The sequence below is a fragment of the Ensifer sp. 38_S197 genome (assembly GCF_056924495.1).
In genome coordinates, this window is the sequence record NZ_JBXOVZ010000001.1 from 1,768,253 (window position 1) to 1,780,639 (window position 12,387).

Annotated in this window: 10 protein-coding genes; 4 read left to right on the forward strand and 6 right to left on the reverse strand. The window is 62.6% G+C overall.

The annotated features are described in order from the left end of the window. Positions 1–9 precede the first annotated feature (9 nt). Positions 10–621 carry a glutathione S-transferase family protein gene (locus AC1Z3V_RS08240; RefSeq protein ID WP_429809461.1) on the reverse strand — a complete coding sequence of 204 codons (612 nt, stop codon included), beginning with the start codon at positions 619–621 and terminating at the stop codon, positions 10–12. A 146-nt stretch (positions 622–767) separates the two neighbouring features. Between AC1Z3V_RS08240 and AC1Z3V_RS08245 the strand changes: the two genes are divergently transcribed. Beyond that, on the forward strand, positions 768–1,661 hold the full coding sequence (locus AC1Z3V_RS08245; protein WP_483498262.1) for a LysR family transcriptional regulator: 894 nt from the start codon (positions 768–770) through the stop codon (positions 1,659–1,661). A gap of 75 nt (positions 1,662–1,736) precedes the next feature. Here AC1Z3V_RS08245 and AC1Z3V_RS08250 read toward each other — a convergent pair whose 3' ends face one another. Further along, positions 1,737–2,540: a LytR/AlgR family response regulator transcription factor gene (locus tag AC1Z3V_RS08250; RefSeq protein WP_483498263.1), complete on the reverse strand. Its 804-nt coding sequence runs from the start codon at positions 2,538–2,540 to the stop codon at positions 1,737–1,739. Continuing rightward, positions 2,537–3,631, reverse strand: a complete 1,095-nt coding sequence (locus AC1Z3V_RS08255) for a sensor histidine kinase (RefSeq protein WP_483498264.1) — start codon at positions 3,629–3,631, stop codon at positions 2,537–2,539. Before AC1Z3V_RS08255 ends, AC1Z3V_RS08250 begins: the two co-directional genes overlap by 4 nt. A 200-nt stretch (positions 3,632–3,831) precedes the next feature. Here AC1Z3V_RS08255 and AC1Z3V_RS08260 point away from each other — a divergent pair, with 200 nt between their 5' ends. Beyond that, positions 3,832–6,987, forward strand: coding sequence for an autotransporter family protein (locus AC1Z3V_RS08260; RefSeq protein ID WP_483498265.1), 3,156 nt, complete (start codon positions 3,832–3,834; stop codon positions 6,985–6,987). Then, positions 6,987–7,526 (forward strand): invasion associated locus B family protein, encoded by a 540-nt coding sequence (locus AC1Z3V_RS08265; protein WP_483498266.1) that lies wholly within the window; start codon positions 6,987–6,989, stop codon positions 7,524–7,526. The genes AC1Z3V_RS08260 and AC1Z3V_RS08265 overlap by 1 nt, the downstream gene beginning before the upstream one ends. A gap of 78 nt (positions 7,527–7,604) precedes the next feature. Here AC1Z3V_RS08265 and AC1Z3V_RS08270 read toward each other — a convergent pair whose 3' ends face one another. The 3 genes from AC1Z3V_RS08270 to AC1Z3V_RS08280 form a co-directional block, all read right to left on the reverse strand. Then, complete coding sequence (locus tag AC1Z3V_RS08270) at positions 7,605–9,215, reverse strand: MDR family MFS transporter (protein WP_483498267.1); 1,611 nt, start codon at positions 9,213–9,215, stop codon at positions 7,605–7,607. A gap of 143 nt (positions 9,216–9,358) precedes the next feature. Continuing rightward, on the reverse strand, positions 9,359–10,561 hold the full coding sequence (locus tag AC1Z3V_RS08275) for an HlyD family secretion protein (protein ID WP_483498268.1): 1,203 nt from the start codon (positions 10,559–10,561) through the stop codon (positions 9,359–9,361). 323 nt (positions 10,562–10,884) lie between these two features. After that, positions 10,885–11,574 (reverse strand): hydrolase, encoded by a 690-nt coding sequence (locus AC1Z3V_RS08280; RefSeq protein ID WP_483498269.1) that lies wholly within the window; start codon positions 11,572–11,574, stop codon positions 10,885–10,887. 271 nt (positions 11,575–11,845) lie between these two features. Here AC1Z3V_RS08280 and AC1Z3V_RS08285 point away from each other — a divergent pair, with 271 nt between their 5' ends. After that, on the forward strand, positions 11,846–12,376 hold the full coding sequence (locus AC1Z3V_RS08285; protein WP_483498270.1) for a BA14K family protein: 531 nt from the start codon (positions 11,846–11,848) through the stop codon (positions 12,374–12,376). Positions 12,377–12,387: the final 11 nt, after the last annotated feature.

Sequence of the window (12,387 nt, forward strand, 5' to 3'; positions counted from 1 at the left end):
CCCGGTTCGTCAGGCGGCGAGGCCGACAGCCGTCTTCTGGAAGCCGACGAAGCCGGGCAGGCGCTCGATGCGGGCAAGCCAGGCCCGGACCTGGGCGTAGTCGGAGAGATCGACGTTGCCCTCGGGCGCGGCGGAAACGTAGCTATAGAGCGAGACGTCGGCGATGGTCGGCCGGGCGCCGAGCAGAAAGTCGCGGCCGGTCAGTTCAGCATCAATCTGTGCCAGCACGCGATGCGCCCGGGCAATCGCCTCTTCCGCCCGCAGATTGGCGCCGAACACGGTGACGAGCCGGGCTGCCGCCGGACCGAAGGCGATATCGCCTGCGGCAACCGAAAGCCACTTCTGCACCTTGGCGGCCAAAGCTGGATCTTCCGGGAGCCAGTCGATGCGGCCGAGCTTCTTGGCGAGATAGACGAGGATGGCGTTGGAGTCCGCAACGACGGTGCCGTCGTCATCGAGGACCGGAACCTGTCCGAACGGGTTGAGCTTCAGGAACTCCGGCTCCTTGTGCGCCCGGGCCTTGAGATCGACGTCGATCAGTTCGTGCGGTACGCCGAGCAGCGATAGAAAGAGCTGCGCACGGTGTGAATGGCCGGACAGCGGATGGCGGTAGAGTTTCATGGGAGATGTCCTCGAAGAGCGTGAGAACCGTCGCGGCCCTCCGGCGGTCCGGGATGAACCGCCTTCGACAGCAATCTATGACTTTCCAATTTTTGGCAGTAGAATGGATATTCGGTAGTCCGATTCTCATTTTTTGGAAGGAAAGAATGGACCGTCTCGACGCCATGGGCGTTCTGCTTGCCGTCATCGAGAACGGCAGCCTGTCGGCCGCCTCGCGGCAGCTCAAGGTGCCGCTTGCCACCGTCAGCCGGAAAGTTTCGGAACTCGAGGCGCATCTTGGCGCCCAGCTTATCACCCGGACGAACCGCAAAGTCCTTCTGACGGAAACCGGCCGCTCCTATGTGGAAGCGGCCAAGGAGATCCTGGCGCGCGTCGAAGAGGCGGAAAGAGTGGCCGCCGGCGAATACAGCGCGGTCAAGGGCGACCTGACGATCTCTGCTCCGATCGTCTTCGGCCGCCTGCACGTCCTTCCGGTCGTCGTGGACTTCCTGAAGGCTCATCCCCAGATCGACACGCGGCTGGCGCTGAGTGACCGGTTTGCCAATCTCGTTGACGACCACATCGACGTGGCGCTTCGGATCGGCAATCTTCCCGACAGCAACCTGGTTGCGACCAAGCTCGGTACAGTCCGCCGCGTGGTCTATGCGAGCCCCGACTATGTCGCGCGGCTCGGCGCGCCCCAGCATCCGAACGAACTCGCCGAGCATGACTGCATCACCTTCGAAAACGTCACCGCCGCCCATGTCTGGCGCTTTCTCGACGATGGGCGCGAACTGGCGGCGCCGATCCGGTCGCGGTTGATCGTCAACACGGCGGAATCGGCCGTCGATGCCGCCATCGCCGGCCTCGGCCTGACGCGGGTGCTTTCCTATCAGGTGGCGCGTCCCGTCGCTGAGGGGTTGCTTGTTCCCTTGCTGGAGGTGTTCGAACATCCGCCGCTTCCGGTCCAGCTGGTCTATCTGCCGCAGGGCCTGGTGCCGATGAAGCTCAGGGCCTTCGTGGATTTTGCGGTGCCACGGCTGCGCGCAGTTTTGCGCTAAGCGCGTCGCGATCCTTCTGCTCGCGGCGCTTCAAGCGGTTGGTATTTCGTATGTCCAGCGCCCTGGCCTCGGCCGTCAGCCCGCTTGTGGGCGCTCGGCGGTGGTCGGCCGGATTTGGCGCGCATAGGTTCGCCCTACGCGGATTTCGCTGCCATCGGAGAGCAGGGCGATAAGGGCAGCAAAGGGGGCCTGCTTGAGCCCGACGATGCAGTCGCGGCGCACGATCGAACTGCGGTGAAGCCTCAGAAACTCGGCCGGGTCGAGCCGGCGTTCGAGCGATGCGAGGCTTTCGTGATGCAGATAGGACCGGCCTTCGATATGAATGCGGACATAGTCGCGCTCCGCCTGGAAACGCACGACCCGGTCAAGCGCGATACGAACGAATTCTCCGCGGGACTTGATCCAGAGATCGGACGACTGGGTTTCGTGTTTGCGCAGGGCTTGGCGCAGCGCCTGCACGGTTTCATTGAGTTCCAACACACGTTCGGTGCTCGTTCGTGCCGCAATCGCCACGCGCGCCCGCTCGATTGCGGTGCGCAGGCGGTTCGCCTCGATCGGCTTGGTGACATAGTCGACGGCGGCTGCCTCGAAGGCGCGAAGCGCATAGTGATCGAAGGCGGTCACGAAGACGACTGCGGGCGCATGGCTGCCCAGCTTCTCCAGGATGTCGAAGCCGGTGCCGCCAGGCATCTGGATATCAAGCAGGATCACGTCCGGCTGCAGCTCGGCGATAAGGTCACAGGCCTGCTGGACATTGCCGGCTGTTCCCAACACGTCGACGCCAGGCATCGCGCCGAGCAGGCGCAGCAGGCGGCGTCTGGCAAGCGGCTCATCGTCGATGATGAGGATCGAAAGGGAGACTGTCTGGATTTCGTTCATGCAAGCCTCAGGGGCATTGTAATTGCGGCTCTGAAACGCCTGGGCGTCACGAACCCGGATACACAGGCGCCGACACCCGGAAAACGCGCCTGGACCCGGTCGGCGACATTCTTGAGGCCGATCCCGGTGCCGGTGGTCTGGCGCCGCCCATTGTCGGTCTCTGCGGCAATGTCGTTCTCGACGGTGATTTCGAGCGCCTGACCGACCTTGGCCGCACTGATGACGATCTCGACCTGTTCTGGCGAGCGGCCGACGCCGTGTTTGACCGCGTTCTCGATCAGGGGTTGCAGGATCAGGCTCGGCACCAGCGCCTCTTCCAGGCCGCTGGCAATGTCCATCCTGAGCTTCATCCGGTCGGAATACCGCTCGCCTTCGATGTGGAGATAACCGGTCTGCAGGGCCAATTCATCCGCCAGCCGCACGTCGTGCAGGGGATCGAGCTCCAGGGTCGTGCGCAGAAAGTTTGAAAGCGACATCACCATGCGCGTCGCGGCAACGGTCTGCCCTTCCTCGATCAGGCCGGTGATGGAGTTCAGCGTGTTGAACAGGAAGTGCGGATTGACCTGGTAGCGGAGCGCCCGCATTTGCGCCGCTAGCGCCTCCTCGCGCGTGATCGCGAGGCGCCGCTCGCGTTCGCGCAGCTCGAAGCTGTAGAGCAGCGCGACGAAGAAGAACGACCAGCCGACGAAGGTCGCCATGCTGTAGACGAGCGTATATCCGATGCTGGTCCAGTCGGGCGCGATCGGATCGGGACGCACGATGACAAGGTAGAGCATGAAGTCGACGCCGGTATTGGCAAAAGCGGCCACGAGCGAGGTGGCGAAGCCGACGACGATCTTGATTGCGATGTGGTGATGCCGCACGCCGAACATCGCCGCAGCGATGCCATAGGAAAAGGTCATGCCGCAGATCATCAGGAGCAGCTTTCCCGGCGCCGACATGATCGGATCAATGCCGAGTATGCCCCACAGGATGCTGCTGATGATGAATTCAACAAACCAGTAGAGAAACCCGAGCCAGAGCGTCGCGCGCCGCACGCTTTCGATATAGGCGCCGTTGTCCACTGATTTGGTCTCATCCTCTGGTTTCATGCCATTTTTATGGTTCAAGCGGGCGCCGATGTCGATTGCCGTTCGTCGGCGAATTCAAGCCGTTTGCAGAAAGCCACAGCCCTTCAGCGCTGCAATTTGCCGTTTGCAGAAACCCGAATTCTCCCCTTTCGCCGGCTTGCTATAGCCGCCCATGACCCGCGCTTTCCCGGCGAGCCCGTTCGCCTGGGAGTTGTGCGCCCATGAATGCAAAGGAAAAGGGGCAGACATTGACTATCTGTGCGAAGGCGGACGTTTCGAGGATCAACCTTCTGAGTTCGACCGCGCTTGGCCGCGCCGGTCTTCTCTCGATGATGCTGGCGGCCGCGCCGTTCATCCCGTCGCCGGCAAAGGCGGCCGGACTGCTTGTGCCAAACGATGAGACCTGGTCCAGCGACCATACGATCAACGGCAATCTCGTGATCCGCGGCGGCCCGGCCGGCGCCACGCTGACGATCAAGGACGGCGCCAAGGTTGAAAGCACCAACGGCTACATCGCCGACAGCCGAGGCTCCGTCGGCACGGTCGTCGTCTCCGGTCCGGGGTCCACCTGGGATATCGTTGATGCCAATCCGAACGGCTACCGCGCGCTCTTTATCGGCGGTTTCGAAAACGGCATCTATGGCGGCAAGGGCACGCTGATCGTCGAGAACGGCGGCAAGGTCTCTGCCAAGGAGACCTATGTCGGTTCCCTGCAGGAGGGCGACGGAACGCTCGTGGTGCGCGGTGCCGGCTCCATGCTTTCCACCGATTACCTGGGTGTCGCCGATGGTGCGCTGACACTCAACACCGCCGCGGTCAGGATCGAGAACGGCGGTCTCGTCAACTCCAGGACGGCCTACTTCGAGAACGGCACGGTTCTGGTGACCGGCGAGAATTCGCGATGGGTCAATACCGGCGAATTCACGATCGGCGACAGCCTCACGATCGAAAAGGGCGCCGTGGTCTCGACCAACACCGCGGTGCTCGAGGAGAATGAGAGCACGGACACGATCCAGGCTGTTATCGATGGCGCCGGCAGCGAGCTCAAGGTCGCCGACAAGCTGACGATCGGCGACAGCGGCAGGGTCAACCTTTCCGTCGCAAACGGCGGCAAGCTTTCGGCGGGCGGCGGCATCGTGCTTTCCGGCATTGGTGGCGTCAACAACGAAGGTATGGGCAGCCTGACGATCGGTGGCAAGGTCGACCTCAACAATATCGCCGAACCCGTCGCTCGGCAGGCACAGGCGGCGGGCACGGTCGATCCGGCGGCGAAGATCGATTTCGGCCCACGAAGGGGTTACGTCAATTTCAACCACACGAACGCTGGTTACGAGTTTGCCAACACGATCGGCGGCAAGGGCACGATCACCAATTTCTCCGGCGAAACCATCGTCGGCGGCGATCTCAGCAAATTCCACGGCAAGGTGAACGTCTCCGGCGGCAAGCTGGTGCTGAAGAGCAATCTTGACACGGTCGACAACGACCCGCGCACCGCTCCCTTCTACTACAGCGAGACCCGCTTCGAAGTGAGCGATGGCACGCTCATCGTCGATGGCACGACAGGACGGGTCGAGGGCGATCGTTTCTATACCAATGAGGTGAACGTATTCGGCGAGATGAACCGCGTCCGCAATCCGAACTCGACCGCCTTTGGACGCCTCGGCGGTTCCGGCACAGTCGGCAACACCTATATCGACTCGAAGGCGGTCATCTCGCCCGGCAACAATTCCACCGGCACGCTGACGGTCATGGGCCGGCTGGATATGGCGACCGGTTCGGTCTACGAGGCCGATATTGCCGGTGACGGCCGCTCCGACCGGATCGTCGTCAAGAGCATCGGCAACAACGAAAATACCGGTATCGCCAAGATCGGCAGCGGTACGAATGTGCAGGTCACTGCACTCGACGCCAACACGAGCTACAAGACCGGGCAGACCTATACGATCCTGACTGCGGACCGGGCGATCGATGGGCAATTCGCCGAAGCGATCTCCAAATCCGCCTTCCTCGAAGTGTCGCTCGACCAGAAGGAAAAGCAGGTCGACCTGAAGATCAAGGTGAAGAACGGGGGCACGGAGCCCAAGCCCGGCGAACCGAAGCCCGGGGAACCAAAGCCGGGGGAACCCAAGCCTGGTGAACCCAAACCTGGTGAGCCGAAACCGGGGGAACCGAAACCGGGGGAACCGAAACCCGGCGAACCCGAGCCCGGTGTCTTTGAAGGCGAAGCTGCCACGGGCAACCAGCGACGGACGGCGCTGGCCCTCAACACGCTCGGCCAGAGCGGCCCTTCGCTCGGGCTCTACAATGCCCTGATCCTGCTGGACGGCGATGCAGCGCGTCGCGCCTTCGACCTTTTGTCCGGCGAAGTCCATGCTTCGGCACAGACGGCGCTGATCAACGACAGCAGCCTGTTGCGCAACGCTGCGAACGACCGCATTCGCGCAGCCTTCGACGACGTGGCAGCGGCGAATGTCCCGGTTCTGGCCTATGGTCCGGAAGACAAGATCACGACCGGTGCCGTCGGGGCGATCAACGCGGCGTCCGTTGCACCGCCGGCAATGGTGGGCTGGGGCCAGGTGTTCGGCTCCTGGACCAACACCGACGGCAACGGCAACGCCGGCGCGCTTGACCAGTCGACGGGCGGTTTCGTCACCGGCTTCGATGCCGCGGTCTCGGACAACGCGTTGATCGGCATCATGGCCGGCTACAGCCGGACGAACTTCGATGTCGACAGCCGTGCCTCCAGCGGCGACAGCGACAACTACCACCTCGGTGTCTATGGCGGCGGCCGCTGGGGCGATGTCGCGCTGCGATCGGGCCTTGCCTACACCTGGCATTCGATCAACACCGCGCGCTCCGTTGCCTTCCCCGGTTTCACCGATCAGTTGAAGGCCGATTACGATGCCGGAACGTTCCAGGCGTTCGGTGAAGTCGGCTACCGCATCGATCTGCCGAGAGTCGCGCTCGAGCCCTTTGCCAACCTCGCTTATGTCAGCCTGCACACCGACGGCTTCACCGAGCGCGGAGCCGCGGCGGCGCTTTCGAGCAGGAGCAACACGACCGACACGACCTTCACGACGCTTGGTCTGCGTGCTTCTGCGCCGCTCAGCCTTGGCACGACCGATGCGAAGCTGCGCGGCATGCTCGGCTGGCAGCACGCCTTCGGCGACACGACGCCATTTTCAACCATGGCCTTTGGCACTGGCAGTGCCTTCTCGGTGGCCGGTACGCCGATCGCCGAAGATGCGGCGATCATCGAGGCCGGCATCGATTTCGCACTGACGGGCAATGCCAGCCTCGGCATCACCTACACCGGCCAGTTCGGTTCCGGCACGACGCAGAATGCGGTCGATGCCAAGCTTGACGTGCGCTTCTGATGCGCCGGTTCGTCTGGCTCTCGACAATGCTGGTGGCGACTTTCGTCGCCACCACGCCGCTCCTTGGCGAGGACGTGGCGGCTGGCAGAGCCTTCGCGCCCTCAAAGCTTGCCGAAACCTACGAGGACTGGAGCGTGGCCTGCGCCGAGGTCGCGGGTAAGAGGCGCTGCATTCTGTCACAGCGGCAGTTTCACGAGAGTGGCCAGCATGTGCTGACACTCGAGCTTCGGCCGGCCGAAAAGGCCGGTCTGGAGGGGAGCCTCGCGCTTCCTTTCGGCCTCTATCTGGAAAAGGGCGTCACGCTTGGCGTTGATGAGGCGACCGGCAGCAAGCCGACGCCATTCCGGACCTGCCTGCCCATCGGCTGCATCGTATCGTTGACCTTTACCGAGGGCACGGTCGCCTTGCTGCGCAGTGGAACGACGCTGAAAATCGGTGCCTTTGCGAGCGATACGGAAAAGGACGTCGCGTTCTCGGTGTCGCTCAAAGGCTTTGCGGCGGCGTTGGACCGCGTGCTTGCGCTCTCCGGCAAGGCGTAGGCCGGTTCCGGCCCGCATCGGCGGAACACACCCGGTCCGAGGCGTGGTCGCTGGCTTGCGCAATCCTGCGGGCAGCTCTCAATGGGCGCCACCCGCACCCGCGCCGCCGAGCCGGATCTTCCGGGTGAAAAGCAGGGTGATGGCAGCGAGCGCCAGCACGGTGCCGATCACCGCGAACGTGTCGCTGAACCCCAGGATAAGCGCCTGCCGGCGAACTGTCGCGCCAATCACGGCGATCGCCTTGTGTTGCGCAACCGCGGCGTCGGATACGCCATGCGTCATGAAGTGATGGGTCAGATCGCTGATCCGGTCACGGACCTCATCGCGCGACAGCGTGACGGACTGGCCGATGATGTTGGAATGGAACTGCTCCCGTTTGGTCAACACGGTCGCTAGCGTGGCCGTTCCAACCGCACCGCCGAGATTGCGCAGCATGTTCGATAGACCGGAGGCGGCGGCGGCCTCGCCAGGCGCTATGCCGGCGGTCGTGATTACCGTGATCGGCGTCAGCACGAGGGCCTGGCCGATGGCACGCACGATGTTGGGCACGAAGAACTGGTCGCCGGCGCTGTCGAGCGAGAGCGTTGTGTTCATGAAACAACTGGCCGCAAAGATGCTGATGCCAACGAAGCCGACATAGCGCGCGTCGAATTGCTTCATCAGCGCCGGCACGAGCGGAATGATGAGGAGCTGCGGCAAGCCGGTCCAGGCGAGCACGAAGCCGATCTGTTCGGCATTGTAGCGCTGCACCTGACCCAGATACTGCGGCAGGATATAGACGGTGCCGAACAGTGCGACGCCGACCAGCACGTTGACGAGGACGCCGACACCAAAATTGCGCTGCCGGAGCAGGCGAAGCTGGACCAGCGGCTTGCCGACCCTGAACTCGATGATGACGAAGGCGGTCAGAAACACAGCCGCGGTGAGGGCGAGCTTGACGATGAAGGGCGACTGGAACCAGTCGTCCTTGTTGCCCTCCTCGAGCACGGTCTGCAGCGCCGAGAGCCCGATCGCCATGGTGACGATGCCGGCCCAGTCGCCCTCCTTGAGCAGTGACAATTGCATCGGCTTCTTCTCAAGCGTGAAATAGAGCGCAACCACCATGACGATGCTTGGGGGCGTGTTGACGAAGAAGATCGACTGCCAGCCGTAGTTCTCGGTGAGGTAGCCGCCGATCGTCGGGCCGATCGCCGGCGCAAAGGTGACGGACAGGGCGAAGAGCGCCAGCCCGAACGGCTGCTGCGCCTTGGGCAAACGGGTCAGGATCATGGTGAAAGCCATGGGGATGAGCACGCCGCCGGCAAAGCCCTGCAGACCGCGCAGAACGATCATCGAACCGAGGTCATGGGCGAAGGCGCAAGCCGCGGAAAAGATCGGGAATAGGATGGCATTTGCCAGGATATAGCGCCGGAACGAGAAGACGCGGCTCAAGTAGTCGGTAAGCGGGATCACCACGATCTCGCCGATCAGGTAGGACGTCGATATCCAGGCGCCGTTATCGACGCCCGTGCCGATGCCGCCCTCGATATCGAGCAAGGAGGCATTGGTGATCTGGATGTTCAGGATCGCCATGAAGGCGCCGATCAGGCCGGCGAGCACCGCGATCCATGCCCTCGTACTCGCTTTTTCCGATGGGACTGCAGCGGCTGGCAGCGCGCCGGGCGCAACCGTTTCAGCAATGGTGGACATAACACCCTCCTGCCTTGTCTGGCTGGTGAGATGGGCGCCTAATCGCCCCTCGAGCATCCCGCTTTCAAGTGGAAGCACTTGAAAGCGGAAAGAGATTCAAATGTCAGGGTAACCTGAGCGCGTTCGCTGAACACACGGGCGCTTTAGTGAACCGTTGCCGACGTTGACGCGACTTCGCTTGCCGCGGGGTTGGTGTCGATGGTCGGGTAAACCGACATGCCCGGTCGAAGCGTCACCGACAGTGGGCTTCCGTGATCCAGCACGATCTTCACCGGGATGCGCTGCACCACTTTCGTGAAGTTGCCGGTCGCATTGTCCGGCGGCAGCAACGCAAATTCCTGACCACTCGCCGGCGAGATGCTGTCGACGTGACCCTCGAAGACCTTTCCGGGGAAAGTGTCCACTTCCACCGTCACCTTCTGGCCCGGATAAACGTCGGTGAGCTGGGTTTCCTTGTAGTTGGCGACGATATAGGCCGCGTCCGTCGGCACCACCGCCATGAGCTGCGTGCCTGCCTGCACGTATTGTCCGACCCGCAGGGTGCGGTTCCCGATCACGCCGTCGATGGGAGCGGTTAGCGCGGTATAGGAAAGGTTCAGACCGGCTTGGTCCTCGGCGGCCTTGGCGCTGTCGAGTGCCGCCTTCGCCTGCTGAACCTCAGCCTTGATCACGTCAAGCTGCTTGGTCGCACTGGCAAGCGTCGCCGTGTCGCGCGTTACGGCGGCCCGGGCGGCTGTGATGCGCGAAGCGGCCTGCTGGGCATTCTGGATGGTGCCAAAGCCTTGGCGGGCAAGCTCGGAGTATCGCTTGTCGTCCTGCTCGGCGAAGGTCTGGTCGGCCTTGTCCGCTTCGACGGTCGCCCTTGCCGCGTCGATGGCGGACTGCTGAGCCACCAGGGCCGACTGCTTGTTGGCAATGTTCGCTTCGGCAGCCTCGACCTGAGCCCTGGCCTGTTCGAGGCTGACCTTGAAATCGCGATCATCGATGCGGGCGAGGATCTGTCCCGCCTTTACCCGCTCATTGTCGGCGACGAGCACGTCGGCGATGTGGCCGGAAACCTTCGGTGCAATCGTCGTGCTGTCGGCCTTCACATAGGCGTCGTCGGTCGACACCTGGAAGCGGCCAGTCGTCCAGTACCCCCACCCGTAATCGGCGGCGGCGGCGAGGGCGGCAACGGCCACGGAGGCAAAGAGCAGACCACGCATCAACCGCTTTCCGCGCATGGTCGCTGCCGGCGTCACGGCAGGCGGGTTCGCAGGCAGTTCCTGCGGGAGCCGGATGGTCGGCATCGCTTCCGCGGTCGGCGAGGGGCTGTCGATAATGGCAAGTGGCGTATGCTGGTTCATGGCCGGTTCCTTTCCCCGGTGTGGCGGGGCGAAACGCGTCCTGCCAAATTAGGAAAACTATTGCTTTCTAAAATGCGCGAGAAAAAGCGAACTGTCAACAGAATTTGGAAAGCAGTCGTATTCCTTAATTGTTAGTGCTGAAGTCGCACATGGGAGTCCCGATAATGCTGGCGACAGGGCTGGCTCCAAAGCTGGATCGGCGCCGGGTCTTGAGGGCGCGTGAATGCGCACTGAACGGAAAGGCCGCCCCCTGAGGACCGGCCTTGTCTTCTTCTGCGGCGATTGCGGGTATGTGCCGGTGTTCACCCAGGCACGCTTGGCGATCACTTCGCCGGGTTCGGGCCGATCGTCTTGCCATGTGCGACGCGTTCGGCTGCCTTGTGGACCATGGTATAGGCATAGTCGATGCCCATGCCGTAGGCGCCGGAATGCTCCTTCGCGATTGCCGTGACCGCGTCGTAGGTTTCCCGGTGCGCCCAGTCGCGCTGCCATTCCAGGAGGACCTGCTGCCAGGTGACCGGAACGACACCGGCCTGAACCATCCGGTCCATGGCGTATTTGTGCGCATCGGCCGACGTGCCGCCGGATGCATCGGCAACCATGTAGATCTCATAGTCGGTGTCATGCATGCAGGACAGCGCGAAGGTGGTGTTGCAGACCTCCGTCCAGAGCCCGGAAACAATCACTTTCTTTCGGCCGTTCGCGGCATTCTTTGCCAGCGCGTCGCGGACGTTCTGGTCGTCCCATGAATTCATCGAGGTGCGCTCGAGGATGTCGTTTTCCGGGAAGACGCTCAGCAACTCAGGGTAGGTGTGGCCGGAGAAGGAACCGGTTTCGACAGTCGTGATCGTCGTCGGGATGTTGAAGACCTTGGCTGCCTTGGCCAGGCCGACGACATTGTTCTTCAGGACCTGCCGATCGATCGACTGAACGCCGAAAGCCATTTGAGGTTGCTGGTCGATGAAGATCAGCTGGCTGTTGGCGGGGGTCAGGACTTCGAGCTTGCTGGACATGTCTTCTCTCCTCAGTGGTGGCCGCCGGCGGGCGGGGCGTGGAATTCGTTGGCCATTCTGGCCCGTCGGTTGCTGCCGATAAAGAGAGATTACCGCGGCTGATTGTGCCGAAGAATAGAAATAATATATATAATTTAATTGCGAAAAATGAAATAATTGGAATGGCTTTGGCTTTCCACTGACCACCACCCAGGCGCGGCGGCCAAACGCAGTGCTTCGGCGCCATTTCCGATGTATAATTGCATCAGGCAGGGAAAATGGAGGTGAGCCGATGAACAGGCTAGCGATCATTGCCTTGTCCATGGCGTCGGCGCTGACGAGCGTTCCGCCGGCCATGGCATTTCCCACAGCAGCGGACGTCCCGAAGGTCGAGACGACGCAAGCGCAACTGGTACAGTACCGGCGATACGGTGGCGGCTACTATCACGGTGGCGGCTACCACGGTGGCGGCTACCACGGGCACCATCACCATGGCGGCGATGGTTGGGCCTGGGCGCTCGGCGGACTGGCCGTCGGCACGATCCTCGGTGGAGCGCTGGCGCAGCCCTACTATGGCCCGGGTTACTACGACCAGGGCTATTATGACCAAGGCTACTACGGCCCGACCTACTATCGTCCGCGCTACTATGCACCACGCTACTATGCGCCACGCTACTATGCGCCGCACTATTACCGGCAGACCTATTATAGCGGCAATGCGCATACGCGCTGGTGCTATGCCCGTTACCGATCCTACAGGGCTTACGACGACACCTTCCAGCCCTATTACGGTCCGCGGCAGGTCTGCGTCTCGCCCTACTGACGGGTCGTAGC

Coding starts and splice junctions, on each gene's coding strand:
- AC1Z3V_RS08245 (WP_483498262.1), top strand. CDS start 768: ATGGACCGTCTCGACGCCATGGGCGTTCTGCTTGCCGTCATCGAGAAC.
- AC1Z3V_RS08250 (WP_483498263.1), bottom strand. CDS start 2,540: ATGAACGAAATCCAGACAGTCTCCCTTTCGATCCTCATCATCGACGAT.
- AC1Z3V_RS08285 (WP_483498270.1), top strand. CDS start 11,846: ATGAACAGGCTAGCGATCATTGCCTTGTCCATGGCGTCGGCGCTGACG.
- AC1Z3V_RS08260 (WP_483498265.1), top strand. CDS start 3,832: ATGAATGCAAAGGAAAAGGGGCAGACATTGACTATCTGTGCGAAGGCG.
- AC1Z3V_RS08280 (WP_483498269.1), bottom strand. CDS start 11,574: ATGTCCAGCAAGCTCGAAGTCCTGACCCCCGCCAACAGCCAGCTGATC.
- AC1Z3V_RS08270 (WP_483498267.1), bottom strand. CDS start 9,215: ATGTCCACCATTGCTGAAACGGTTGCGCCCGGCGCGCTGCCAGCCGCT.
- AC1Z3V_RS08255 (WP_483498264.1), bottom strand. CDS start 3,631: ATGAAACCAGAGGATGAGACCAAATCAGTGGACAACGGCGCCTATATC.
- AC1Z3V_RS08265 (WP_483498266.1), top strand. CDS start 6,987: ATGCGCCGGTTCGTCTGGCTCTCGACAATGCTGGTGGCGACTTTCGTC.
- AC1Z3V_RS08240 (WP_429809461.1), bottom strand. CDS start 621: ATGAAACTCTACCGCCATCCGCTGTCCGGCCATTCACACCGTGCGCAG.
- AC1Z3V_RS08275 (WP_483498268.1), bottom strand. CDS start 10,561: ATGAACCAGCATACGCCACTTGCCATTATCGACAGCCCCTCGCCGACC.